The following is a 26,280-nucleotide window of genomic DNA, read 5'->3' on the forward strand; positions in this document are numbered from 1 at the left end:
CCCGCTCGCTCAACTATGGGTTAACGAATGGCACCCGACACGAAACCACCATGAGGCATGGTCAAACCGTCCTCTGGGCCATAGGTTTTCACTATGGTGTCGGTCAAGGTATCCAGTTTTAAAATGTACTTAGACGCATAGCTTGAAATGTAAATGAAGCGTTGGTCAGCACTCACGCCAAAACCATGGGCGACGGCAAAGTCCGTGGGTAACCCTTGTCCAGGTTTTAAACGTTTAATAAACTGAGGGTTACTCTTGTCGGTTAAATCATAGATAGCGATGAAACCGTCATCACCATAACTGCCATCGATAGAGTCTTCTTCAGCGACATAGAGTTTGCCTGCGGCGACAGTCACATCGGAAGCGGAGCGCAATACCCCAGCCTCATTATCGTTACTGGCTGTGCCTAGAATTGGCCAAGCCTTGCCTTCCCAGGTATCTATCATCCAAACGCTCGGGGGCAAGATGCTCACGCCCGCAGGTGTATGAGATGTAGGACCAAATTGCATCGACGCCGTCACTGCATAACGTTCATCTACCCAGGTATTGAAGTGGGTGAAGGCGGCATAGGCTTGCTCATCGCCCAAACGAATTTTCTTCTGCAGTGTCAAGGCACCGGTTTTCTTATCTACCGAAAACAAGTCAACATCACCATTGTCATAATAGTAACCGGTAGAAATCCCCAGGGTGCCTGACTTGTTGAAAAATACCCCATGGGTATTTTCCGTGACCTGATTCATGACTATGGGATCGACATTGGCAAATTCTTGTAATTCGGTATCTATGACCCGAATTTTATTGTCGGTCCATTGTGTGAAATAGACATAGTCAGAATAAGGTAAAATTGTTGGCCCATGTATTTGAGTCATGGCTGGTTGAGTCCAGCTGGCGATAGGTTGTGTGGGGGATACTTGGATAGGAGTATCGAACCTTGACGGGGTACCCGCAGGTTCGGCCTGCAATACTTTGGTGATCTCCAGTTCTGCAAATCCCCACTTCCATGCATAATTGTATACCCTTAGCACTACTATGCTGGCTCCCACGTCTGCCGAGGCGTCGGTGGTGACATAGATCCACTTCGCATCGGGTGAGACTAATACGTGCTGGGGCCTGCCACCTGGCCAGCCGATCAGATCATCCAATCGCTGCTGGATTATGGCATCTGTCTCAATGTTAATTAAAATGACCTCCGACTCCATCATATCCAGAGCGACCATCACATTTTTAAGCTTGGCGCTTTGAGAAATAGGCTTATAGCTCGTCAGCTCAGCTTGTTCTGGGGCAAGGTTGACCGCAGGCGCCAGTGTTTCGGACTTTGCCATGGCGTTGGCTGTCAGGCTTCCAGTTGCGAGCAGTGCGGCGAGAAGTATAGAGGGTTTCATTTTTCATCCTTCAAAATAAAGTGTTGATTAAATATCCAGCACAAGATCGCTGGTAGGTTTACTACAGCACATTAAAACCATGCCTTGGTTTACTTCATTTGGGAGTATGCCGCCCAAATCTCTCATGTTGACATTGCCCGACTTTTTGAAGGTTCGGCACGCGCCACAAATTCCTGCCCGACAAGCATTTTTAACCTTTATTCCTGCTTTTTCAGCGAGATCCAATAAGCTTTCTTGTCCTTGAGTGCTAACCTTGATATCAGATTTGGCAAAATGCACCGAGAAGCTGTTGGCTTCGGTATCTGCCGTTGCAGGGACGCTAGCCTCAAAGTCAGGAGAAACAAAAGCTTCCTCATGGTAGCGGCTCAAGCCAATCTCTTGGTCGGTTAAATATTTCTTTATTGCCTGCATATAAGGTGTTGGCCCGCAGGTAAATATTTGCCTTTCGGCTATGTCGCGGCAGAGTGCCGTTAACCATAGTGCGTCCAGCCGGCCACTGATGCCGTGCCAGCTTTGGTTGTCCAATATTTCCGGCAGTATAGTGAGAGTTAATCCGTTGATACTATTGGCTAAGGATAATAGCTCATAATATTCAATTATTTGGTCCGGGCTTCTAACGCTGAATATCAAGTGGGCATCGACACTTACAGCCTTGTCTCGCCATGTCCTCAAGGTGGACAAATGTGGTGTGATCCCACTGCCTGCCGCTAATAATAACAATTTTTGTGTTTCATATTCTGCAGGAATGAAACGACCATAAGCACCTGTGTAAGTCAGGCTCATTCCTGGCTCTAAATATTGGTGTAACCAGTTGGAACCCTTGCCATTCGGCACTGCCCTTACTGTGATAGAAAACAAGTTGTCATTTTTCGGTGATGAAGACAGTGTATAACTGCGTAATAACGGGCCTTGCTGAGTCGGCAAGGTCAGAGTAATAAATTGACCAGGTAAAAATGTGAATCTGGTTTCTGTTTCGAAAACAAAGGTTTTTACTCCGGCAACGTCTTGCTTTACTTCCTTGCAAATAGCTTGGTTTTCCATTCTATTACCCTTGGATTGCTTGTTTCGGTTCGAAACCTTAAAGTATAGTTTCATGCTTTTCAAGTTTTTTTTATAACTCGAACCTGAGTGTGGAGATAGGATTTTGGAGTCGTAAAAATTTAATGATCTTGTAAAATAAAATGCCTTGCATTAAAGTTTCGAACCGATACCATGGCTGGCCTAATATCTTGGCTAGATATAAAAAACGTTGTTTAACCTTTTGTCAGCAAGATGGTTTACGGTAAAAAATTCTTAATTAATCAATGGATGATAATCATGAATCACTCGACACATAGCGCTGAAGATAATCAAATAATAAACATAATCAATGGTTTAACTGGGTTGTGGAATAATAGGGCAATGATCCACGATGGGGACCCTAGTCTGGATATTGCTTTCGATACGAATAAAGAAGACTTTAAAGATAATTTATTACCCTTCCATACCCATCCGGATTGGTTGGCTGCCGATGCCGAATTACGCCGTAAGGTCTTGTCTTATGGCTGGATTATATATAATGAAAAAACGATTCAGATTGAATCTAAACTAATTACTCCAGTTTGTGACCTGATCATAGATGCCGAATTGCCTGGTACTCAAAATGACGTTATTCAACATGCCATTAGCCAAGCGCTGATCGATGAGGCATTTCACACCCTGATGGCAGTGAAAAGTGTCAATATTGTTTATCGCGAACGAGATCTGAAAAGAGTCAAACTGCCCAAGTTTGAATTGATCCATCGTTTAGATAAGATGCTGGGAGATTGCCAGACTAATGACGATAAGAAATTGGTGCGTCTGGCGGTGGCATGTGCCTCGGAAACATTGATCACAGATTATCTGGGCTCTTTGTCCAAGGACGATATGCTCCAGCCGCTATGCTACAAAACAGTGGAAGCACATGCTGCCGATGAGTGGAGTCATTCGAGCGTGTTTTCTTACACTATGGCGGAAATTTTTTCAAAATTATCCGAGCAGCAAAGAGGCCTCTATTTGAGTGTATTGCCAAAAGCCGTGCAGGCTTTCGGCGATGATGAACTGGATGTTTGGGAAAGAGTATTGGAGGCTATCGATTTCCCTAAATATAAAGTCATCATCGAGGATTGCCGGGCCCGCAACAGGAACGCGATCAATGTCGATATTCAAGGTATTTCTAAATTATTGAATAGTCTTGGCATTGACGAATCCAATATGCGCAATATTGCCGCTTGAATGTGATTTTTCGTGAAGTCGGCACTAATAAGTGTGATTGTCTCATGCTTATTAGTGCGGCCGGCGAAGCGGTTTTCTGTGCTGCTATTCGCAGAGGCTCTTGAGCGTGTGTTCACGACAAATTAATTCGCCATATTGGCTGGGGAGATCTTCCCCTGTTAATTCGCAAAAAAACGCCGTGTTATTTTTCGCTAAATGAAACCTGCATGTTTTGCATAGGCCAAAACTCAGGCTGCTGGTCGCCGTCTGTATATCCACCAACAAGGACTCTAACTGCTGTTTAAGGGGGGAGGTTTCACTGTCGGAACAACGTGTGAGAGCGGCCCGCAAGCTCATCGGCGGCATGTTGTCTGCAGCTATCTGTCGACCCGCTTCGGTAAGACTCAAGTGATAGACTCTCTTGTCTTTAGTGTCTTGTTTTTTGACAACATATCCTTTGGTTTCCAGCAAGGTGATTGATTTTGACGTGGTGCCTTTGGTTGCCCCCAGAAAATCCTTTACTGCCGCTGGTGTATCGCTGAATTTGTTGCATTTATTCAAATAAAATAACACTTCCAGGTGAACCGGGTGCAAACCATGAACCAGGCCTGCCTGCCGGACCTCGTTACGGAATAAGGTGCTTAACCTTTCCAGCAAGTCGCAAATATCATCATTGTTCTTCATAGCTACCCGTTTACTCAGTTAAGTTTTCATTCGAAACAAGGTTGACAAGTGTAGCATCCTGAATAAAATGAATAAAGTTTCGATGCGAAACTTTGAGTTATCGAACTTGATACTTAAACGGGCCGGTTCGGTCATATAACACTCAGGCATTCGGTCTGCCAAACACAGCTGCAGGCTACCTGGTGCTATGTACGCTTGGCGATTCGACAGTAAAGGGAATTTTTATGAAACTTCATGTTTTTGACACTTTTGCCTATAGCAAAACAGGGAAGATATTGCATTTCGATGTGTTGCTGTCGGAAAGAAACGAGGTTAAGGCACATCAAAGGGCGATCGAGTGGCTCGACAGCATAGGCGAGCAGGGGGCGACCATCAAACCCAGAGGCTGCACTTTCTGTCATACGGTAGCAGATGCACCCCAATTTGCCGATGAAGTGGCACGCAACGGATACGCCATTTACAAGCTCGAAGGCTGCCCTGCTTAGTTGCGCTGCGGCTTGGATTTACTGCGAAAACTTGGACTTCAAATCGATGCAAACAGCTAATGTAACTGTCCTGTCCGGGCGGGTGGCCCCCCTCGAGACCGGTTTGCCGAGTGCCATAGATAAGCGCCCCATAGAGAGGAATATTTGGCTGAGTCCGGAAGGGTTGAACGGCGATCAGCAAGCGGATAAGAAGCACCATGGCGGCTCGGAGCGGGCTTTGCATCTCTATCCGTTAGAGCATTATCACTACTGGCAGCAACGTTACCCTGAAAGTTCAGGCTTCAACCCCGGGGCATTCGGTGAAAACCTTTCCGCATCAGGCTTTCTCGAAAGCACCGTATGCATAGGGGACATTTTTCAATTGGATGAAGCCGTGATCCAAGTCAGTCAGCCGCGTTCACCTTGCTTTAAGTTGAATCACAGTTTCATGCGATCCGACATGGCCTTGACGGTGCAAATCAATGGTAATGGGGGGTATTTGTTTCGGGTGCTAACACCCGGTCATGTGCACCCAGAGGCGAGGATGTCATTGCTGGCTCGGCAGTGGCCCGAGCTAACCGTCAGGGAAGTGGCATGGCGATTCTTTAACGACCCCTTGAATAAAGCCTTCCTGGGCCGACTCTCAGAGTGCGAGGTGCTTTCAGAGAGCTGGCAAAGTAAAGTACGGCAACGTTTGCAATCGGGCCTGGTAGAAGATTGGAATAAACGCCTGTTTGGTTTTATGGATTTACCCGCATGACCCCCGGCTTGGCGCTATGCCGCCCTGGCTGCATTTTCTGACTTCCTCCCCGTACTGCTCCAACGCAAGCGCGACGCCTGAGCAACAGCCACTCACTCCAGGGTGGCTGATTTTTAATGTCATATGGATATAAAAATTAAGTTTAACTTACAAATCAACGGCTAAACCATACGCTACACTTTCTGTAGCAATCGGCATTCGGTTATTGTATGCTGCAAAAAATGGCGGCGATGAAGAGAAAAATATGTCACTCCCTATCCCTGGAACCCAGGTTCGAGGCTCGAAAACCGGTAAACCTATCATGGCCCTGTTCGATCTCCTGGGCCGCACCTGGTGCCTGGGCATCATTTGGCAATTGAGCCTGGACAATGCCACCTTCCGCCAGCTGCAGGCGCGCTGCGAGGATATTTCGCCGACCTTGCTCAATACCAGGCTAAAGGAGCTCTTCCAGCTGGACTTGGTACAGAAAACGCCCCTGGGTTATGGCCTGACGCCCCATGGCAAGGCGCTGGCGTTATTGATCAGACCCATGGCGCCCTGGGCCCGGCAATGGGCCGACAACATACAGAGGCTGAAGGATAATTCGCCGGAGGATGATAGCCATGCTTAAATACAGTGCCATGATGCTCAACCGCGCATCCGCTGATCGTAAAGATCCCAAGTGGCTGGCGGCCAGGATAAACCACGCCAGTCGCTGGTTGTTGACCCATTCTGATGACAATTTCTTCTGCAAGATCAGCCACCGGCCATTGCTCCTCAGTCATGACGATGTCGCGCATCTGGACTTGACCCAGGGGATCTTCCTGGGTCTGGACGAGGCCAAGGAGGAGTGCGCCTATTTCGCCCTGGATATGACCCACCTCGACAACTCTGCCCTGTCCGGTGCGCTGGCCGCTGGCGAGTTTATCGATCTGCGCAAAGCCGCCTTGGTACTGGAGAATCCCCTGGCATCCATGCTGGCACTGGCGCGGGGACTGAGTTTCTGGCATAGAAGCCATAGGTTCTGTGGCCGCTGCGGCACGGAGAATATCGCCATAGAGGCTGGGCATGCGCGCGCTTGCCCCAACGGCGACTGTGGCCATCTGACCTTTCCGCGCACGGATCCCGCGGTGATCATGCTGGTGCAACGGCGCTTCGCCGATGGCGTGGAGCGCTGCCTCCTCGGTCGTCAGGCTATCTGGCCCGAAGGGGTGTTTTCGACCCTGGCGGGCTTCGTCGATCCGGGAGAAACACTGGAACAGGCGGTAGGCCGCGAGGTGCTGGAGGAGGCCGGCATAAGCGTGACCCATGTGCGCTACATCGCCTCCCAGCCCTGGCCGTTTCCGGCCTCCATCATGCTGGGTTTCATCGCCGACGCCACCACGGAAAGCATCAGGATAGATAAAGATGAAATAGATGAGGCGCGCTGGTTTTCCCGCGCAGAGCTGGCGGAGTTTGGCGAGTGGGGCGACGAAGGCCCTGGCCTCAAGCTGACCCGCCACGATTCCATCTCGCGCTACCTGATTGAATATTGGCGCGATTTAAAGTGTTAGCGCAGATCTCAGGCGGATTTTCTTCGGCCTCGCCAGGAGCGGCTGGACGAGCCGGGACCCGGCAGCAGGGGAGGGCTTCAGTCGGTTGGCTCTCTGGTGGCGATTCATGGAAATGTCATGCTGATACAATAATTTTGCCATGAATTTCAAGTAGAGTCCGCAACTCGAAACCTGGACGGGCAATGTGCGGGCAATAGCACTCGCCTGAAACAATAGCCAATCATCCGGTATTTACATGATAGAAATCACCATTCCCGGCTTTACATCGCTGACGCTGCAGCACTTGGTCTCGGACTACAATGGCACCCTGGCGGCGGATGGCAAGTTGCTCCCAGGCGTGGCCGAATTATTTGAAAAGCTGGCGCCCGGGATTCAAATTCACGTGATCACCGCAGACACCTTCGGCCTGGCCCGGAGCCAGCTGGCCGGGCTGCCGGTGACCCTGGAGATCATTCCACTCGAGCGCCAGGCCGAGGCCAAGTTGGCCGTGATCGAGCGTCTCGGCGCCGACAGCGTCTTCGCCGTCGGTAACGGTGCCAACGATCGTCTGATGCTGGGCCGTGCCGCCGTCGGGGTCGCGCTGCTGCAGAAGGAAGGAGCCTCGGCCGCCACCCTGGCAAGCGCAGATCTGGTCTCCGGCAATATTGTCGACGCCCTGGAACTGCTGCTGCATCCCAAGCGTTTGATCGCAACCCTGAGGGCCTGAACACTTGCCAGCCTGCTACATTAGCGAGCGCCTATTAGCGAGAGCTTGAGATCAGGTCTTAATTCCTACGTCATGATCCACAGCGCCAGTATTCAAGGTTTTTAATTATCAGCTCGTCAATCTCATGATAATTTTTGATGTTGTCTCTATGGAGGCTGTATCGCAAGTTAACTCCATCATGCTGAATGGTCCTGAAACACTCGTAATCTTCCTTCGAGTTCAGATCGCAACTGCCCCATAGCTGCAGCTTTTCTTCTTTTTTGTTGTAAACGGACCATTGGTAAGGGTCGTGCGCTTTCAATACCAGCAGATCTGTACCTGGCAAGAGGCTTTCCAATGTTGAGTCGGATGGCAGTTCGGCGCTGATATTCACGGGCTGGAAGTTGACGGGCAAGTTTTGCACCAACTGACCTGCGTCAGGCATGGATATTGTGGTGCGAAAACCCGTAACATGCTTAGCCACATACTCCGCAGGGAAGAAGAGTATGGGGGCCGCAGATAACTGGCTATCGAAGGCGGTGTCTCCGGCATTCGATGCAATAGAGCTGGCGGGTGAAAGATATTCGGCAGGAAAACACCAGTGCTGCCATGCAACCTCTTGCTGATCGCAGCCAGAGAGTGAAATCAAAGGGAATAACAGTAAAAATGGCTTCATTGGCTCGTCCCCCGGTAGCCCTCATCGGAATCACAATCATGACAATATAAATCGCCATACAAGGCAAATTCTGCGGCATCCGGGATGGCTTCAAGCCAGGTCCCGCCATAAAAGTTTGAGGGTATATTAAACTCACTGAACGCCAGATGATGGTAATCTGCCATTTGTTTTAAACTTAACTTTCCGGCTATATTGCCGGTTTTGTTTTTATAATCATCTTGTACAAAACGTATGTGCCAACGCGCTACCCGTATGCCGACCTGCTTGATTTTCTCTCTGGTTTCCTTAAAGTTTCCTCTAAATCCGCCTTTATTCAGGCCGGTGGCTAAGTTGACCACTGTCGATCTTGCCATAAATTCCCAGTATGAAAACCCCTTGTAGTTCCAGAACTTTGGATCTCCCTTGCCGATTTCTTGTCTTAATTTTTCGACATCAGTGACCCATAATGCGTAGCCTATGCGGGCAACCGGGTCTTTTTTATCTAATCGGCTCTTCCAAAATGCTTCTAGGTTTCCTGATATTTGGTAGGCTCTTTCTTGAGGGGTAATAGCAAGATCTGTCTCTGTAGCCGACATTTAAATTCCTTTTTAAAATATTCCATTTGGCTGTCATGACCGCACTTATCTGGACGGTTATGGGAAAGTACAAGAAAAACCGAGTCGGGTAAAGCTGCTCACTTGAGTTAAATAGGACATCATGGGGAAATTGGCTACAGCTTCCAATTTGTCATCTCAGGCTCGCCCTCCTCGCTGCCAATGACAAAAAAGGCCGAACTTGTGTTCGGCCTCTTTGCTTAGGGCTGTGGCGAGGGCAACTTAAGCGAAGGCTTCCTGCAGCTGGGGCACTACCTGCTTCTTGCGGCTCAGTACGCCGTCGAGCCAGACGCGGCCGTTTACTGTGGCCTTGCCGTAGGCGCGGCTGGTCAGTTCGTTGTCGTCGGACACCACCAGCATCTCGGAGCCTTCCTTCATTATGTCGGTCAGCAGCAGCAGCACGCTGTGGCGCTGGCCTTCAACCTTGAGGGCGGCTATGTCGGCCTCGAGTTCGGCCTTGATGTCATCGAACACCGACAGGTCTATGACTTCCAGCTGGCCTATGCCCACCAGCTTGCCGTTCATGTTGAAGTCCTTGAAATCGCGCATCACCAGATCCCGCGCCGGGGTGCCTTCGACGGCGGATTTCACCTTGAACATCTCCATGCCCAGGGCCTTGAAGTCTTCGACATCGGCGATCTCGGCCAGGGCCTCGACGCAGCGGATATCGGCTGTGGTGCAGGTGGGTGACTTGAAGATCACGGTATCGCTCAGGATGGCGCACAGCATGATGCCGGCGATATTGGCCGGGATGGCCACCTGGTAGAAGTCATACATCATCTTGATGACGGTGTTGCTGCAGCCCACGGGACGGATCCAGCACTCCAGCGGCGTCGAGGTGGTCAGATCCCCCAGCTTGTGGTGATCTACTATGCCGACGATAGTCGCTTCGGCTATGTCGTCCGGCGCCTGGGTCAGCTCGGAGTGATCGACAATATAAACCTGCTCACCCGCGTAGCTGGTCTTGTACTCCGGGGCCTCGAAGCCGAATTTGTCCAAGATGAAGGCGGTTTCCGGCGACAGTTCGCCCAGACGGGCGGCAATGGCTTCTTCGCCGATTTGGTTTTTCAGGTAGGCCAGGGCGATGGCACCACAGATGGAATCTGAATCGGGGATCTTGTGACCTACAACATACATTGGCATTCGGGGCTCTCCTCTAAAATTGCCGCGATTTTATCAAAGATCTTGCGGATCGGGAAATAGCCAAGAGGGGCAGAGGGAAAATTCGCGAAATATGTCTGGCGACACCCTGGGATTGGCGCGCCTTTGACCCCAGGATGCGACTAAGTTGGCTGCCACTATGCTGATGACCGATTCCTGCAAACTGGCCGCATGCAGCCAGAGCAGTGACAGGTTTGAATCTGCTTATTTGTCCTGCGGCTCCGGGGTGTTGGCACCGTGGCCGTAGCTCAATACCCGGGTGATTTCCCACTTATCATGGGCGTGGCGCCAGACCATCACAAATTCAGCTTTGCCATCGCATGACTGGGTATCGCTCTGACAAAACCTGTGTACCCCTTCGGTAATGGCACCGAAGTCTTTTATCGGGTGAGCCTTGAAAGTGCCTGGGATGAGTTCGCGGGTATAATGGCCGCAGGCATATTTTTGGGTGTTGGCTATCATGGCGTCACGGTTCCAGGTGACGCCGCCATTATCATGGTAAAACTCGACATCCGTCGCAAAATAGCTGGCATGTTTATCCAGACTCTCCTGCGCCGCACAGTGATTGAACGCATCGAACACCCAGGTATCCAATGACTTCATCTGCTCTTCGAATGGCAGGGCCTGGGCACTGATTTCCTGGGTACTGGACTCCTGGACACTGATTTCTTGGGCACTGGACTCCTGAGCAATGGAGATGGCAGCGTAAACAGTCATCAGCGCCGTAAAGTAGGTTTTTTTCATAGTTTCTCCTGGATAGGCCCCATGTTTGAATCCAGCGTAAACGGCTGATAATGGCTGGGAAAGTGGCTAAAACTTTTTTGAATAAAGCGCGTCGGATAAAGAGTACGAGTATGTCGGCGCTTGGCGTTAAAGGCTAGAGCATCTTGCCTGAAGCAGGGATCTGTCTATGCATTTTGTGTTTCAAATAGTAATCCAGTGATGGTCCGGCATAGGGTGCCGCCGGTTCGCGCCCGGGTTTGAGATGAGATGCTGTCTATATTTGGACAATTTCTTCACCGGCCTGTGCACATGACCGCATAAGATCCAGCGGGCCGCTAACGCGCCATGCTTCAACGCCAGCTTTAAGTCTGGCGAACCAAAGTCCTGGCCGGCTTGGATAGCGACGTTCAACCCCGCCGGGGGTTCATGGTGCAATAACACATCGCACCGGGCATAGACTTCGAAGTTTGATGTGCCGTAGGGTACGCAACCTAAGCTGATGCCGGCAAAGGTGGCTATAGCATTGTCGGCATATACCCCGGGAAGTGCCTGTAACCAGCTAACCGAGCCAGGCTCGCCAACCAGGTCATGGTTGCCCGAGCATACGAGCAGCGGCACAGGCAATTTTTCCGCCCATTGCCCAATCCAGGCGATCTGCTCCTGGATAGTCACAGACTGCTCGAGTCTGTCATCGAGAAAATCGCCGGTGATGCAAAGCAGATCTGCCTGTTCGCACGCAGCCATTACCCAATCAAATTGTGCCTGGTGAAAGTGCAAGTCAGACACATGTAGCAGCTTCATCAAAAACCTCGTCAATCATGATCTCAATGCTCAAAATATCGTCTCTGGCCATGTACATACTTGGAATTTATTCTGCGTGGCACGTCTGTGCTGACTCCATGACTTGCGCTATGAGCAGATAATAATGGTACTTATTAAAGGTGCCGATATGAATCGATTTGGTACTGAGTGCTATCTCCACTTTGGCGGCGTCTTCAATCAGTTTGCCACTGGGATCTTGCCAGCTGTCGGCGATCTCTTTTTTCCAGCAATCGGCCAACACCAGCTTTTTGATTTGGTTCGGCTGAACGTGACTACGATCCTTGAACATAATATCGAGACTGTCTTGTAATTGAGGGGAGTTCAGGCGTTCCAAATCGGCAACGACTTTGGCGATATTGGCTGGGTTTTCGCCTATGCCCTTGGCCTCGATGAGATAGCCCGTGTCGCCACAGAAGGCGAAGGCATCGAGCCGATTCGGCCAACCGCGCTCAGAGTTTTTGCCCATGAAAGGCACTTCGGAGAAAAATGCGCCATCGGGCCGGGCCAGCAAATACTGGTGGCCAAACAGGGTGATCAGGTTTTGCTCCAGATATTCACTGCCCGGCCTGGCCGGCCTGAACTTAGTCAGCATCTTGCCGTAATGCTCGGCTACCTTTGTGGCAATGGTGAATACCAACTCATCCATGGAAAATGTCCTTAAAAAAAGCGCGCACCTTCAAACCTGAGGGACACAGTAAGTAATATGCTATTGTCAGTAAAGGGGATTTTTCAAGGAAGTGAATCCCTGTATTTCTTTGTATTGCCGGTGGCAAAGGATAGTCAAACTGCATTTGGCAAGAGTCGTGGGTCTTCAACCCCTAATTCAGTCATAGAGAGTCGACCAAGAGACAACTCTATAACCTGTGGCTGGCCTTAGCATAAAGCGGCCAAACTGCGTTTGGCGAAAGTCGTGGGTCTTTAGCCCCAATTCTGTCATAGAGAGTCGACCAAGAGGGAACTCTATAAACTGTGGTTTGCGTTAGCACAAAGTGGCTAAACTGCGTTTGGCAAGAGTCGTGGGTCTTCAACCCCCAATTCTGTCATAGATAGTCGACCCAGAGGGAACTCTATAAACTGTGGTTTGCGTTAGCATAAAGCGGCCAAACTGCGTTTGGTAAAAGTCGTGGGTCTTCAACCCACACCCGACCAAGAGGGGAAAAGCGCCTGTTCCCCTCTTGGATCTCCCCCGGCGCCCCAACGGAGTTGAAATCTCCTTGTTCTCACAGACAAATTCGCTAGCGCCTCATATTCGCCATCCCTGGCTCACCTGAGGCTAGCTCGGCATCCATGCCTCACTCACGCAATTTGTCTGCTCGTCCTGCGGCAACTCCAAAGGGGATGGGTGCATCCCCAAGCAATTGGTGCAGCTTTAGAGCTGGGAGAGTTATGCCTGTCCCCGCATTTCTAAGTTCGCCATCCATGTCTCTCGCTCGTAAACTCTAAAATCACCAATTTCACTCGCCCTGGCTCGACTGTTGTTACCTCGGCGAAGCACATCCATATGCTTCACTCCCAGCTCGGCTATCCTGCCTCTCGCTCATAATCTCAACCGCTAGCGGTTATCCTCCATGACGCCCCACGGAGCTGACTTTTTTGCAAGAATGGCCCTCGGCCTTATTCGAAAATAGCTAACGCTTCCGATGGTGCATCCATGCCCCCCGAAAGCTACACCGACTTCCTGTCGGCGTTACGCCATTTTCTTCAACACCCTCGGCAGCTCCGAAGGGGATAGTTGTAACCTGTGGCCGCATCGTTTTTCAACTAAGTGTTCTGCCTGTCCTGACTTTCTGCTTACTTCAACGGCCAGGCATCACAAGCCACCGCCCAGAAAGAACGACTCGATCCCATCACCAAGTGACAATCAAGCCTTGATTAAATTAAACTGCTAGCCACTATTAGATTTTAATTATCGTAAAGGGATAAACTAATGGAAGAGGAATGTTACAAGGAGCGTGAAATGACATTAACGGTAGTATCAGGAGGAGAAGAACATACCCTGGGAGTTGTGACCGATGGATCACTTCACACATTAAAGGTCAGGATATTTGAAGACTTTACAGCCACGGTTAAGGCGGCTGAGGCTTTAAACCAAAAGGAGAGAGATTCTTTAATTGAATTTTGTGAGGGAAATTCAGACTTTATTCAGGATGGACTTGAAAGATTGATCGATGAAATTGATCGGTTGAATCATGTTCATACCTATATTACAGACATTTTTCAGAATTTAAATGTCTCACCATCGGCAATAGATGTGCTGGTTGAATTGTTATCCCAATTGCTAGGTTGATACTTGTACCAGTGAATAGCTGATTACTGAATTTCGATGTGCTCAGCCAAGATGTTGGGCTTTTTATTGCCTGCAGAAAAACCACCGCATCGGTATCGAGTGCGCCACCGCCGCCCCAATTGGCCAGGTCACCGCACAGCAATCAAACCAACCCATCTATACCAGCCACACCCATGGGGCACCATCAGACCAAGCCGGCGACTTCTAACGGCCAGGCGTCACAAGCCACCTCCCAGAAAGGACGATTCAATCCCATCACCAAATAAATTCAAACCAAAAAATTAATATGCTAGTGTCGAAATTCAACTAAAACGTTAAACAGGGATAAAGACATGAATACCAAGGAAATGGAAGCGCAAGACTTGCGCAATAAGATACTGGACGAGATAGATGATTTGACTCAACAGCTGGCAAGTTTGGCAGACAGAGGGTTGTTAGATTCGACAGAGGCAGATAAAATCCGGAAGGAAATATTAGACAGAGAAAAAATATTAGGCGATATACGTCCTTATTTCCCTGCCTCTACATCCAGGTAATAGCATACCCAAGCACTTAGCCCGGCCAATACGCTGGGCTTTTTATTGCACGCAAGGCGAACTGGCTGGTGTGCATGGAAGCATTTTTGCGCCCTAGAGCATCCATGGATGGCTGATGTTGAAATCAAGAGCCTGCGTGTCATTGGAGTCATAGTGCCGGATTTCAATTCATGGGATGGCTAACTTGTACCAGCTTTGGCTTGAGCGAAATAAACAGCTTGGTTTCGCGTCCTTCTTCTATGCCAACCGGCGAACTATTCACCTCTGGTTTTAGCCATGAGGCGCCAATTTGGCGTATCATTGCCGTCCCGTTGCGGATGGGGACAAGACCCATCCAAGGGCCCGGCAACCCTGGGGGACGGCACTCGATTGCCAATACCCCTGCTTTGGCTTATTTTAGGGGCTCGATTTTGGGGGGCGCCGCGTTTGGCGGCCAGTTTTGCCCCCGTAGAACTCATTTTTGCCTGCTGATCCTTTGCCTGTGAATCATGCAAAGCCCAGAGAGCTATGGCCCAGAGAAACATGGGCCCAGAGAAGCTTGGTCCCGAATGGCGCAGCCAGTTTGCTCCATTCGCCGGATAACAAGACGCTGAACAGAATACCTCTGGAGCCTAGTCAGCAAGGCCCGATTTTTGGTCGACTCTAGACCTTGTTTGAATAAGGAAAGAAATGCCAAGCTTGATTCGAATTGTGCTCATCGACACCCATCTCCCCGGGGTGGTGGAACTCGCCCTCGACGGCCACACCAACATATGTGGTACCAACGCCTCGGGCAAGACGACCCTGCAACGGCTGGTGCCGGTATTCTATGGCGAATACCCCAGCCGCGTGGTGCCCTCGACCCGCGACAGCTTCGAGCGCTGGTATCTGCCCCACGATTCCAGCTACATCATCTATGAATACCGCAAGACCGACGGCCTGCTGTATCAGGCCGTGCTGGCCTCGGCCGGCGACGGCAAGGGGGTCAACTATAGATTCATCGCCAAGGGCTTCGAGCTGGACGACTATGTCAAGCAGCGCAACGGCGATACCGTGCTGTGCCACACCATGGCCGAACTCGGGCGGGAGATGAAACGTAACGGGGTGGCGGTGACCAATCTGCTCAACACCCGTGAGTTCAGGGCGATCATTCAGAACGATCGCTCCTTGCTGAGCACAGGCAGCAACCGCGGCGAGCTGCGCGCCTATGCCAACCAGTTCTCCCTCTGCGATCCCGAATACTCACTGCGCCACATGGAGAAGCTCGCCAAGGCGGTGCACTCCAAGGAAGGCAAGATGGAGACGGTCAAATCGATGATCGCCGCCATCCTGGAGGAAGACGGGGTCAATCCGCCGAGTTCACGCCTCAATCCCCAGCGGGTCGAGGCCTGGATCCGCGAGAGTCAGCTGATCCAGGGCTTCGAGGTGATCCGCCCCGAGTACGACAAGCTGGAACAGGAATTCAACCAGCTGCTGAGCAGCGAACTGCGGCTCGCCAGCCTGTCCAAGGGCTATCGCCACGACGAGACCCTGGAGGCCCAGCGCCAGGACAGCAACCAGATCCTGTCCAGGGAGCTGAATCTGCAGCTGAAGATGCTGGACGAGGAATGGAAGGAGCAGCGCGACGAACTCAATCTGGACTTGTCCGCCGCCAAGGGCGATGTCGCCAAGTTCGAGTATGAACTCGATGCCATAGAGAACCAGCATGGCGCCTTCCTGGATGCGGACATAGAGCAGGCGAAAGCCGATCTCGACAGCCTGCCGAGCTGGCGCAGCGATCTTGAAAACCTCAGCGAACGCCACAAGCTGCAGACGGAGAAACACCAGGACATAGAGGCGGCCTACAACGCCAGGCGCAGCAAGATAGGCGAGCAGCTCGGCCGCGAACTCGACGCCCTGCATCTGGAGCAGGACAAGCAGCGCGAGGCCCGCGACAAGCAGCGTGAGCTGGCAAGCAACGAGCTGGAGGCGCTGGCCGGGCAATGGCGCGAGCGGCTGGAGGCCGGCAAGGCCGGCTTCAGCGAACAGGAATACGGCCTCAAGCTGAGCGCCGCCGAACTCAAGTTGCGGCTCGACGGCGTGACCTACACAGAAGAAGAGAAGCTGAGTCTGGCCATTTTCGACGAGCGCATCAGCCGCGCCGACGAGGAACAGGAGAGCTGTAACCTCAAGGTCGACAGATTGAGCAGCGACGAGCGTAAGCTGCGCGCCAAGCGGGATCAGGCCGGCGAAGCCCTGCGTATCGCCGGCCTCAGGGTCAACGAGCGCCAGACGGAGCTGGACGAGTTGCAGCACATGCTGTTCCCCCAGTCCCATACCCTGCTGGAGTTTTTGCGCAAGGAAGCCCAGGGCTGGGAGCAGAGTTTCGGCAAGGTGATAGCCCCCGAGCTGCTGCATAGAACCGACCTGCATCCGCATCTGCAGCCCCTGCAGCAATCCGAGTCCGGCTTCGGGAGTCTCTACGGCATAGGGCTGGATCTCAAGGCGCTCGAGGTGCCCGAGTACGCCGCCTCGGAGCAGGATCTGCGGGCACGCCATGCCAAGGCCGAAGAAGCCCTGGCGGCGGCCAGGGAGCTGCAGGCCGAGGCCGAGGATGCCCTGGTGGCCGCCAACGCCGAGCTCGACAGCCTGAGCCGCGAACTCACCTTCGCCCGCACCGCCTACAAGAATAGCCGTGACGATTTGCGCCGCCTGTTCGACGAGAAGCGCGCCGAGCAGGAGAAGATCAACAAGGCGCTTGCCGAGCGCAAGGCCCAGTCGCAGCAGCGCCTGACCCAGCTCGACGGCGAGCTGAAACAGCTGAGAAATGCCCATAACCTCTGGCTCGAGGAGCAGAAGGAGCAGGCGCTCGAGGCGCGGATGGAGAAGAACGCCTACTGGCAGGAAGTGGTCGGGGTGCTGGATAACCAGCTGGCCCAGACCAGGGCCAACATAGAGGCCCGCAAGGCCAATGCCAAGACGGAGCAGAAGGCCTGCGAGACCTGGTACAAGAACGAGCTCAAGTCCCGCGGCGTCGACGAAGACAAGATAGTCGCCCTCAAGCGCGACATACGCGCGCTGGAAGAACAGCTAGCCAGGGCCGAGCAGCGCCGCAGCGAGGTGTTGCGTTTCGACGACTGGTATCAACATACCTGGCGCGCCCGCAAGCCCAAGCTGCAGACCCAGCTTGGCGATGTCAAACGCGCCGTCAGCGAGCTGGAGCAGCAGCTCAAGGCCAAGGCGGCCGAGGTCAAGACGCGTCGTCAGGCGCTGGACACTGAGCGCAAGGCCTCCGATGCCGCCCAGGTGGAAGCCTCGGAGAACCTCACCAAGCTGCGCGCCCTGATGCGCAAGCTCGCCGATCTCAAGTTGCCGGCCAACAACGAGGAGGCCCAGGGCAGCTTGGGCGAACGCCTGCGTCAGGGCGAAGACCTGTTGCTCAAGCGCGACTACCTGCTGGGATCCGTGAAGCAATATGTCGAGCACTTCGACTCTGTGATCGCCAGCAAGTCGGGCTCCGGCCTGGCGGAGACCTGGGAGCGGGCCCGCGAGGAGTCCAGCTTCATCAACGACAAGGGCATACGCCTGTTGGATTACCGCAAGCTGGTGCCCCAGTTGGAGCAGCTGCTCAACGTCATGGTGCCCCAGTCCATCACGGCGCTGCGGGAACAGGGCCGCATCTTCGGCGTCGATCTCACCGCCTTCTACGAGGTGTTGGCGGATATCGACCGCCGCATCGCCAGCCAGAGCGCCCGCATCACCCGCGAGGTGGGCGAGGAGCTGTTCCTCGATGGGGTGTCCGAGTCTGCGGTGCGCATCCGCTCGCGGATCAGCGAGCTGGAGTTCTGGCCCGAGCTTGAGTTGTTCGTCAAGGCCTTCAAGCGTTGGAAGAGCGACGGCTTCGACGGCCTGCCGGATGAGCATTACACCAACAGCATGCGCCGGGCCCTGGACATCATAGGCCGCGCCGCCCTGACCGGCGGCATCGCCAAACTGCTGGAGATAGAGCTGCGCCTCAAGGAAGGCAACAGCGATCTCATCATACGCACCGACAGGCAGCTGAACGAATCCTCCAGCCACGGCATGGCTTATCTTATCTTGTGTAAGTTCCTGCTGGCCTTCACCCGCCTGCTGCGGGGCCGCGCCGATGTCACCATCCACTGGCCGATAGACGAGCTGGGCACACTGCATCACACCAACGTGAAGAAGATCTTCGATGCCTGTGAGAACAACAATATTTCCGTGCTCGGGGCCTTCCCGAACCCTGAGTCTGAGGTGCTGAACTTGTTTGCCAACCGTTACATAATCAACAAACAAACCAAGAAGCTGCAGCTGGTTAAGCCCAAGAGCAACCCCATAGCCGACAAGTTGAGCCAGCGTCTGGCGAGGGAGGCAGTCTGATGTCCGAAGTCATGAATAACAACCCGGGCGAGAGCGCCCTGGTGGGCACCGGCGTGCTGATTGAGCAGTTATTGAAGGGCGAGTTCATCTGCCGCACCACCAACGAAGACGGTTGGCGGGCACTGAAGAATGCCGCCAGCCGCGAGCGGGTCGAGACTTACCTGAATCAGATCAACCGCACAGTGGCTTCGGCCGCCGAGGGCGATGTGTTCTTCTGTGGTTATCTGCAGTTGGGGGAGGCCGAGCGCAAGGTGATCTCCAGTCAGTTCAAGGACATCTGCCAGGCGCTGATCCCCCTGGTGGAGTGGCTGGTGTTGGTGCAGGAGGCCAGTGGCCAGGATGCGCCGCTGACCGAAGGCGCCGCGGTGCGCCTGACCGAGCTGCAGACCCGCATCGAAGACACCCCGGCGTTTCGTGAGCAGCTGGCGAAACTCAGCCAGTATCGCTTATTCGGCTCGACCAGCAGCAATGTCGATGCCCAGATAAAGCTGGTGTTCAAGCGCCTGCTGGAGCTGGGTTACCTGACACGCCCCAACCTGGAGAAGCAGATCTACATAGCCACAGGCAAGCTGGACTATCTCTACGAAGTGATCCGCTTCATCGACGAGACCGAAGGCCTCAGCCTGGAAGCCCAGGCCGAAACCGCCACCCAGCGTGACTTGCTATAGGATGGCCGCAATGAGGAAGCTTAACAGAGGAGGGCGCCATGAGCAGTAATCTGCATCAGGCCGGTGTCAGGCTGCTCAGGCAGCTGGGACGCCACGCCGAGCTCATCATGGACGCCTACCAGGCGGGCTCGGTCAACGAGGGGGCCTGTGAGCCGAGCGCGGTGGACAAGCTGAAGAAGGCGGGGATCTTGTGGCGGCCCGAGGCGGATCAGGACCTGCGCCTGACCCGCACTGTGCGCGCCATGCTGGAGGAGGCGCTCAGCGATGAACGCAATCGCCAGATAGATGCCAACGTCGGCTCGGCGCTCGCCACCATCAAGACACTGGCGAGTCATTACAAGGAGGCCAGGAGCAACGTCGATCATGGCGCCGCCGAGGCCTACCTCGCCGATCTCAGCGAACATGTCTACAGCTTCACCGAGAGCCTGGCCTATTCGACCCGGGTGCTCTGGGGGCGGATCAACAACGAGTTCGGTTATGTCGGCACCATCAACGCCAAGATCCGCGAGAACGAGTTGGCCCAGAGCCAGGTGAGTGAGTTGCGCAGCGGCCTGGAGCTGTTCCAGTTCAGCGAGCTGGGGGAAATCGCCGGCGATGTGCGCGAGCTGCGCAAGTTGCTGGTGACGACCCTGCAGGAGAGCCTGAGCCGCAACGCCGAGGAGCTGAGCCTGGTACAGGGCAGGTTGTTGGAGCTGTTGGGACGTTTCCGCCAAATTCGCGGCCGTACCCGGCTGCTCAAGGGCTGGCTGCTGTACACAGATCTGCACCCGGACTACAGGCCCGGGGATCATGTGTCCCATAAACAGGTGCCGAGCCTGTTCAACCGCGCCGAGGCCCTGCTGGCACCGGCCGCGGTGGACGTGCATAACAGCCAGCAGGAGCGCGAGCTGATGGAGATGGTTGCCAGGATCAAGACCATCAGCCATAGCCAGGTGCCGCCCAAGCGGCGCGAGCATGATGTGTCTGTGTCCCTGAGCGTCAGCGAAGACTTCGACATTCCGGATAATCCGCTCAAGCTGGCGGTGGATGAGTATTTCTGCGCCGTGATAGAGTCGGGCAAGAGCCAGTCGGCGTTGGCCTATCTGGCCGAGCAGCAATTGCCATGGGACAGCGAGAGCTGGCTGTACCAGGTGATAGGCGGCTACGAGGGACTGCCGGACGAGCACAAGGCCTATTTCGAGCTCGAGCCGCTGGGTGAGCCCCATCCCGTCTACAGCGGCAACTTCATCATTCGCGACGTCGAACTCTGGTTGGCCTAGGCGTTCGATCCTGGTGTTACCCGAGCCACAGATGGCAAGGCCTGCACGGCTTGCCGTCGGTGGCAAGCGGCCTCAGCTTTTCTCTATTGCCAGCCTTCCCTATTTCCTTCTCCAATTGCCTTTCCCACTTTCTTCCCGGCTTCTTCCCAAGCAGCTCCCAAGCACTTCCCAAGGCGCGCTGACGCGGCCCTGGATAGCCAAAGTGACCCAGGGTGAATGTGCTGTGAGTCGGCCGTCATTCCTGCTTTGTCAGCAACAAGTGCTAAAAATTTGGTTTTTTTCATTGAATTCGCCGCCGGCATGTTTCACTATCCTCGGCCAGCATTTAACAATGTGAGCAAGATATACAGGCGCCGCGACGATAAAGGTGCCGTAATATAATAAGAAATCGGGGAAGTTAACTGCATGATCAAATCACTGTCTGCCAAGATCTTCATGGGTCTATTCACGGGTCTGCTCCTGGGCTCAATCGTTCAATATTTTCTCGCCGATGTCGGTTTCTTCTCCGGCACCCTGGTGGAACTGGCCAGTGCCGCCGGCACCATGTTCGTCAACATGATCATGATGTTGGTGGTGCCACTGGTGTTTGTCAGCATCGTCAGTGGCGTCTGTGAGCTCAAGGACATGCAGAGCTTCGGTCGCCTCGGCGGCAAGACCTTCGGCTTCTACATCATCAACACCCTGGTGGCCGTTACCGCGGCCTTCACTCTGGTGATGCTGGTCGACCCGGGCAAGGGCGTCGACATGAGCGTCTCCGGCAGCGCGACCATTACCGCTACCGAGTTGCCCAGCCTGTTGGCCCTGCTGGTGGACATAGTACCGCGCAATCCCATCGCCGCTTTCATGTCGGGCAACATGCTGCAGGTGATCTTCATGGCCCTCATGCTCGGTGGCGCCATCAAGGCCCTGGGAGACACGGCCAAGGGGGCGGTGCAGGCCTTCCAGACGGCGGATAACATCATGATGAAGTTGATCGGCATGGTCATGAATCTGGCACCTTTAGGGGTATTCGCCTTGATGTTCAAGTTGGGGGCGACGCTTGAGGCTAAGGTATTCCTCAGCATGTTGCAGTACCTTGGGCTCATCATAGGCATGCTGGCGCTGTGGATCTTTGTGGTTTATCCCTTTGCCGTCAGCCTCTTCACCCCGATAACGGCCAAACAGTTCCGCCATCAGACGCGTGAGCAGGTGCTGTTTGCCCTCTCGACCGCCAGCTCCAACGCCACCATTCCCGTGACCCTGCGTACCCTGACCCAAAAACTCGGGGTCAACCATGCGGTAGCCGGCTTCGGCGTGCCCCTCGGCGCGACCATGAACATGGGCGGTGTGTCCATCTACATCACCATAGCCACCTTCTTCATCGCCAACGCCTATGGCATGCCCATCACCACTGAGCAGATCCCCGTGGTCCTGTTCAGCGTCTTCCTCCTGTCCGTCGGCGCCGGCGGCGTACCCGGCGGCGGCATGGTGATGATAGGGGTGCTCATCCACCAGATGGGCCTGCCGATAGAGGCCTTCGCCATAGTCGCGGCGCTGGACCGCCTGATAGACACTATCCTCACCTCATGCAACGTGGTGGGCGACACAGCCGTGTTGACCATAGTCGATCAGACTGAGAAGGCCCATCAGATCACTGAGACGGATGAGGACTAGTTCCTTCTCTCGGGTAAACTGACAACATAAAAATCCGGCTCAGGCCGGATTTTTCTTAGTGGAAGTTGGGTGATGGCATTGAGAAACACTCAGTCCACTCTCTGTGTGAACATCGACGATAGCCAATGTAGCATCCAGAGTATTTAGCAGTGCTTGTCTTATCAATTTGCCGGTGCGATAGATTAAGTACTGTCATTCCAGTGACACGCTGCAAGTACAATCCCTGTAAGCTCGGCCGTGGCATCCCTGCCACGGACGGTCACTTCCATGGCAGTGCTTGTCCAGTTGATTTGCCCTGGCCATCCAAGCGAAGGTCATGCCAAACCGACTCCAGAATGGACTGATTAATAATGGCTGGCCTGCATTTACTTCTAAGTGCAGGCACTGCTGTGAAACGCAGCAAGCATCCTTGTGTGCATTTTCTTGTGAGAACAGCCAAAGCATCCCTGCTTTGGAAGGTCACAGCCGCGCCTGCACCCGATTCATCATCTCTTCGAATGGATAGCGCTGGTATGAATAGAGGCATTATTTACTGTGTGGGTGCCCAGAGTAGTTCTTTAATGCTTTCTGGCAACCCTAACATGCTGTAAAAAATGACGAATATCCTACAGACGATGGCTGGATGCTGTGTTAACTTGGGGGTAAAGAGGATTAATAGTGCGAAGCGCCCTGCCCAAGCTTGCAGGCTGGGTCTAGCTTGTGAAGTTGCACTATTAAAATTTTATGTTTTCAAGGAAAATATGAGCGAATTATTATTTGGTACAGTTTTAATTACCGGAGGGCCTCATAAAGGGAGAATTGGTAATTATGATGACGATGGGTTTGAAGTTGACGAAGATTTTGAATGGGATTATGAAAAGAATGGAGATCCTGACGACGTCCCAGGAGAAGCGTATGCAATTGTATATTTTGGCTCTCTTTCTGAGTGTCAAGATTACCTAGAGGTGCCTCATGAATACTTATCTCCAGCAACAACAGAAGATTTAAGAAAAAGAAGATCTGAATTAAGAAATAAATTGCAAGGCTGGGGCTTATTAGAAAAAGATCTACCTGATATTTATGAGTTTACGGAATTGCTTTGGGTTGAAAATGAGTTGTATGAAAGAATGATAGATGCACGATACAGGGAATCAGATGTGGGTAAGAAAATATTTGTATCTCATTCATCAATAGATAAAGGCTTTGTTAGAAAATTATGTACAGACTTATCCAATTTCGGACATACACCTTGGCTAGATGAATGGAAAATAAAAGTTGGTGACTCTATACCACATAAAATAGAAGCTGGATTAAACGATGCTGACTTTATTGTTGTTGTGTTGTCTAAGAATTCTGTTGAATCTAAATGGGTTGAGCGAGAGTGGCATGCTAAATATTGGGACGAAATTGAATCAGGAGAGGTTCAAGTTCTTCCTTTGTTAATTGAAGATTGTAAGATTCCTAGCCTTTTGAAAATGAAAAAATATGCTAATTTTTCTCACGATTATAACTCAGGTTTAGATGACGTTCTTGCTGCGGTAAAATGAAAATCTAGAGGGTGTTCAATATTCTGTGTCACATTGAAAATTACAGCTCAACATACGCGTCCAGCCTGCCAAGCTTTTAGCTACGAAGCTGGATGCTTGCGGTTCATGGCCTAAATGTTACCTGTGAGCGTAGCGGCGCTGGCAGAGTCGGACCCATGGCCTTCGGAAAAAGGACTTTCTGTACGGAAAAGGTCCGTAGAGCATCCAGGGATGGACTCGCAACAATATCCCTATTTACAAGCCTGCTCGGCTTCCCAGCCTCTCGTTCGTTAGCATGAAACTTCATTTCACTCACCGTGCCATGGGGAAGACTATGCCTGAGCCCGAAACAATAGCATCTGGCACCGATTCAGGCGCCGGGCACAGAAAAATCGGGTGACTGTCAGGTTAGCTCTGAGCCTGTACATCTAACACATTCATTCAAGCGTTCTTTCATACCCTAACCCTCAGCCCTTGGCAAAACGCGCTGCGCTGGAGAGTATCTCTTCTCGGGCGGCGGCGGCATCTTCCCAGCCATCTACCCTGACCCACTTGCCGCTGTCGAGATCTTTGTAGTGCTCGAAGAACTGTTTGATCTGCGCCTTCAGCAGTGGTGGCAGGTCGTTAACATCCTGAATATGGTCGTATTCCCTGGAGAGCTTCTCGTGTGGCACTGCCACTATCTTGGCATCTTCGCCTGACTCGTCCGTCATCTTGAGCACCCCCACAGGGCGGCAACGGATCACGCTGCCGGGCTGCAGCGGGTAGGGGGTCGGCACCAGCACATCGACGGGATCGCCGTCCAGGCTCAGGGTCTGGTTCACATAGCCATAGTTGCAGGGGTAGAACATGGGGGCCGTCATGATGCGGTCGACGAATAGCGCCCCGCTGTCCTTGTCCACCTCGTACTTGATGGGATCATGATTCTGGGGGATTTCTATGATGACATAGATATCATCCGGCAGGGACTTGCCCGCAGGCACGGCGTTCAGGCTCATGGGGAACTCCTTTGATGCATAGGCAGCAAATGCTGCTCTTGGCTCTCAGTATAGGCGATCCCCGTGAGCCGGCGCCTGGAGACGGCGCCGGGTTCAGGCCAGCTTGTGATCAGCCAAGCTCGGGATCCGGCTCCTGGCTGTAATCCAGGCCGTGATAGCTCAGGCAAGCATCGACCTCGTTGGCCGAGCCCAAAATCACAGCTACTCGCTGGTGGATCTGCTCCGGCTGGATGTCGAGGATATTTTCGTAACCGGTCGAGGCCTTGCCGCCGGCCTGCTCGACCAGCAGCGCCATGGGGTTGGCCTCGTACATCAGGCGCAGCTTAAAGGGCTTGTTGGGATCTTTGTTGTCGGCCGGGTAGGTAAAGAGGCCGCCACGGGACAGCACCCTGTGCACGTCACCCACCATGGCGGCAATCCAGCGCATGTTGAACGACTTCTCACGCGGGCCTATCTTGCCGAGCAAGAGATCGGCGATATAGGTCTGCATTGGCGCTTCCCAGAATCTCTGATTGGACATGTTGATGGCAAACTCGGCTGTGTCCTTGCTGATGCTCACCGCATCTTGGGTCAGCAGATATTCGTTGGTCTCGGGGTTGAGGGTAAACATCTGTACCCCCCGGCCCGTGGTCAATGCCAGCATGGTCGAGGGGCCATAGAGCACATAACCCGCCGCCAGTTGGGCGCGGCCCTGCTGCAGGAAGCTGGCTTCGCTCAGCTCTCCGGTTGGCGCCGGCAGCACAGAGAATATGGTGCCCACCAGGGAGTTGATGTCTATGTTGGAGGAGCCATCGAGCGGGTCGAAGCACACCAGGTATTGGCCGGTTTCGCTGACTTCGACCACATGATCTTCTTCTTCCGAGGCCAGGCCGCGCACTGTGCCGTCGGCCTTGAGGGCATCCTTGAGCATCTCGTTGGTGATGATGTCGAGTTTCTTCTGGGTCTCGCCCTGAACGTTTTCCTGCTCTGTCGCCCCCAGCACTCCGGCCAGGGCACCATGGCGCACGGCCTGGCTGATGGCCTTGGAGGTGTCTGCCAGGGTTAAGATAAGTTGGCTCAGTGAGGCATCTACTGCCTGTGAGGTCAGGTTTTGGGCCAGAGTCTGCATGCTGTTTCCTTTACTAATGCGGGTATGAGGTCGAGCCGATAGGGCCGAATACAGTATTGGTATTATTTGCGCCGAATGATACCTGAGTTCGGTGACAATTTCAGCGCACGGGGCGGATTTTCTCTGCAACGGCTGCGCCTCCGTCCGGCGCTTGCCGGGACCCGGGCTCGGCGTCCGGCGGTGGACTTTGGTT

Annotated in this window: 24 protein-coding genes; 13 read left to right on the top strand and 11 right to left on the bottom strand. The window is 53.2% G+C overall.

The window, feature by feature from the left end; genetic code table 11:
* Positions 1 to 20: 20 nt before the first annotated feature.
* Together HC757_RS12205 and HC757_RS12210 are read right to left on the bottom strand one after the other, a co-directional pair.
* On the bottom strand, positions 21 to 1,382 hold the full coding sequence (locus HC757_RS12205; RefSeq protein ID WP_169564650.1) for an LVIVD repeat-containing protein: 1,362 nt from the start codon (positions 1,380 to 1,382) through the stop codon (positions 21 to 23).
* A gap of 27 nt (positions 1,383 to 1,409) precedes the next feature.
* On the bottom strand, positions 1,410 to 2,423 hold the full coding sequence (locus HC757_RS12210) for an FAD-binding oxidoreductase (protein ID WP_169564651.1): 1,014 nt from the start codon (positions 2,421 to 2,423) through the stop codon (positions 1,410 to 1,412).
* 276 nt (positions 2,424 to 2,699) lie between these two features.
* Here HC757_RS12210 and HC757_RS12215 point away from each other — a divergent pair, with 276 nt between their 5' ends.
* Positions 2,700 to 3,635, top strand: a complete 936-nt coding sequence (locus HC757_RS12215; RefSeq protein WP_169564652.1) for a diiron oxygenase — start codon at positions 2,700 to 2,702, stop codon at positions 3,633 to 3,635.
* Positions 3,636 to 3,719: 84 nt separating this feature from the next.
* Here HC757_RS12215 and HC757_RS12220 read toward each other — a convergent pair whose 3' ends face one another.
* Positions 3,720 to 4,298 carry a MarR family winged helix-turn-helix transcriptional regulator gene (locus HC757_RS12220; protein WP_169564653.1) on the bottom strand — a complete coding sequence of 193 codons (579 nt, stop codon included), beginning with the start codon at positions 4,296 to 4,298 and terminating at the stop codon, positions 3,720 to 3,722.
* A 224-nt stretch (positions 4,299 to 4,522) separates the two neighbouring features.
* Between HC757_RS12220 and HC757_RS12225 the strand changes: the two genes are divergently transcribed.
* The 5 genes from HC757_RS12225 (at position 4,523) to HC757_RS12245 (ending at position 7,760) form a co-directional block, all read left to right on the top strand.
* On the top strand, positions 4,523 to 4,783 hold the full coding sequence (locus tag HC757_RS12225) for a DUF2024 family protein (RefSeq protein WP_169564654.1): 261 nt from the start codon (positions 4,523 to 4,525) through the stop codon (positions 4,781 to 4,783).
* 46 nt (positions 4,784 to 4,829) lie between these two features.
* Entirely contained in the window at positions 4,830 to 5,522 is a 693-nt protein-coding gene (locus HC757_RS12230) for an MOSC domain-containing protein (protein WP_169564655.1), read from the top strand.
* A gap of 244 nt (positions 5,523 to 5,766) precedes the next feature.
* Positions 5,767 to 6,132, top strand: a complete 366-nt coding sequence (locus HC757_RS12235; protein WP_169564656.1) for a winged helix-turn-helix transcriptional regulator — start codon at positions 5,767 to 5,769, stop codon at positions 6,130 to 6,132.
* The gene (gene nudC / locus HC757_RS12240; RefSeq protein ID WP_169564657.1) at positions 6,125 to 7,054 is read left to right on the top strand and encodes an NAD(+) diphosphatase; all 930 of its coding nucleotides are present in this window, start codon (positions 6,125 to 6,127) and stop codon (positions 7,052 to 7,054) included. The genes HC757_RS12235 and nudC overlap by 8 nt, the downstream gene beginning before the upstream one ends.
* A gap of 235 nt (positions 7,055 to 7,289) precedes the next feature.
* Positions 7,290 to 7,760, top strand: a complete 471-nt coding sequence (locus HC757_RS12245; protein ID WP_169564658.1) for an HAD family hydrolase — start codon at positions 7,290 to 7,292, stop codon at positions 7,758 to 7,760.
* 70 nt (positions 7,761 to 7,830) lie between these two features.
* Here the strand turns inward: HC757_RS12245 and HC757_RS12250 are convergent, their stop codons facing one another.
* The 6 genes from HC757_RS12250 to HC757_RS12275 form a co-directional block, all read right to left on the bottom strand.
* Positions 7,831 to 8,415 (bottom strand): hypothetical protein, encoded by a 585-nt coding sequence (locus HC757_RS12250; protein ID WP_169564659.1) that lies wholly within the window; start codon positions 8,413 to 8,415, stop codon positions 7,831 to 7,833.
* The gene (locus HC757_RS12255) at positions 8,412 to 8,990 is read right to left on the bottom strand and encodes a hypothetical protein (protein WP_211164395.1); all 579 of its coding nucleotides are present in this window, start codon (positions 8,988 to 8,990) and stop codon (positions 8,412 to 8,414) included. Before HC757_RS12255 ends, HC757_RS12250 begins: the two co-directional genes overlap by 4 nt.
* Before the next feature lie 240 nt (positions 8,991 to 9,230).
* Positions 9,231 to 10,151: a manganese-dependent inorganic pyrophosphatase gene (locus tag HC757_RS12260; protein WP_169564660.1), complete on the bottom strand. Its 921-nt coding sequence runs from the start codon at positions 10,149 to 10,151 to the stop codon at positions 9,231 to 9,233.
* Between the two features lie 222 nt (positions 10,152 to 10,373).
* On the bottom strand, positions 10,374 to 10,913 hold the full coding sequence (locus tag HC757_RS12265) for a nuclear transport factor 2 family protein (RefSeq protein ID WP_169564661.1): 540 nt from the start codon (positions 10,911 to 10,913) through the stop codon (positions 10,374 to 10,376).
* Between the two features lie 180 nt (positions 10,914 to 11,093).
* On the bottom strand, positions 11,094 to 11,693 hold the full coding sequence (locus HC757_RS12270) for a metallophosphoesterase family protein (RefSeq protein WP_169564662.1): 600 nt from the start codon (positions 11,691 to 11,693) through the stop codon (positions 11,094 to 11,096).
* A 67-nt stretch (positions 11,694 to 11,760) separates the two neighbouring features.
* Entirely contained in the window at positions 11,761 to 12,360 is a 600-nt protein-coding gene (locus HC757_RS12275) for a hypothetical protein (RefSeq protein ID WP_169564663.1), read from the bottom strand.
* Between the two features lie 1,311 nt (positions 12,361 to 13,671).
* On the opposite strand from HC757_RS12275, the gene HC757_RS12280 reads away from it, so the two are divergent.
* From HC757_RS12280 to HC757_RS12310, 7 genes are all read left to right on the top strand, one after another.
* Positions 13,672 to 14,001, top strand: a complete 330-nt coding sequence (locus HC757_RS12280; RefSeq protein ID WP_169564664.1) for a hypothetical protein — start codon at positions 13,672 to 13,674, stop codon at positions 13,999 to 14,001.
* A 332-nt stretch (positions 14,002 to 14,333) separates the two neighbouring features.
* Positions 14,334 to 14,537: a hypothetical protein gene (locus HC757_RS12285; RefSeq protein WP_169564665.1), complete on the top strand. Its 204-nt coding sequence runs from the start codon at positions 14,334 to 14,336 to the stop codon at positions 14,535 to 14,537.
* A 669-nt stretch (positions 14,538 to 15,206) separates the two neighbouring features.
* Positions 15,207 to 18,896 carry an ATP-binding protein gene (locus tag HC757_RS12290; RefSeq protein WP_169564666.1) on the top strand — a complete coding sequence of 1,230 codons (3,690 nt, stop codon included), beginning with the start codon at positions 15,207 to 15,209 and terminating at the stop codon, positions 18,894 to 18,896.
* Positions 18,896 to 19,564 carry a hypothetical protein gene (locus HC757_RS12295; protein ID WP_169564667.1) on the top strand — a complete coding sequence of 223 codons (669 nt, stop codon included), beginning with the start codon at positions 18,896 to 18,898 and terminating at the stop codon, positions 19,562 to 19,564. Before HC757_RS12290 ends, HC757_RS12295 begins: the two co-directional genes overlap by 1 nt.
* Positions 19,565 to 19,602: 38 nt before the next feature.
* Positions 19,603 to 20,823: a phosphoenolpyruvate carboxylase gene (locus HC757_RS12300; RefSeq protein WP_169564668.1), complete on the top strand. Its 1,221-nt coding sequence runs from the start codon at positions 19,603 to 19,605 to the stop codon at positions 20,821 to 20,823.
* 405 nt (positions 20,824 to 21,228) lie between these two features.
* Positions 21,229 to 22,476 carry a dicarboxylate/amino acid:cation symporter gene (locus HC757_RS12305; protein WP_169564669.1) on the top strand — a complete coding sequence of 416 codons (1,248 nt, stop codon included), beginning with the start codon at positions 21,229 to 21,231 and terminating at the stop codon, positions 22,474 to 22,476.
* A 740-nt stretch (positions 22,477 to 23,216) separates the two neighbouring features.
* A complete protein-coding gene (locus HC757_RS12310; protein ID WP_169564670.1) occupies positions 23,217 to 24,002 on the top strand; it encodes a toll/interleukin-1 receptor domain-containing protein in 786 nt (261 codons plus the stop codon).
* 446 nt (positions 24,003 to 24,448) lie between these two features.
* Here the strand turns inward: HC757_RS12310 and ppa are convergent, their stop codons facing one another.
* Positions 24,449 to 24,979, bottom strand: coding sequence for an inorganic diphosphatase (gene ppa, locus HC757_RS12315; protein ID WP_169564671.1), 531 nt, complete (start codon positions 24,977 to 24,979; stop codon positions 24,449 to 24,451).
* Between the two features lie 109 nt (positions 24,980 to 25,088).
* Positions 25,089 to 26,087: a class 1 fructose-bisphosphatase gene (locus tag HC757_RS12320; RefSeq protein ID WP_169564672.1), complete on the bottom strand. Its 999-nt coding sequence runs from the start codon at positions 26,085 to 26,087 to the stop codon at positions 25,089 to 25,091.
* Between the last annotated feature and the right edge of the window lie 193 nt (positions 26,088 to 26,280).

The organism is Shewanella salipaludis (assembly GCF_012911865.1).
GTDB lineage: Bacteria > Pseudomonadota > Gammaproteobacteria > Enterobacterales > Shewanellaceae > Shewanella > Shewanella salipaludis.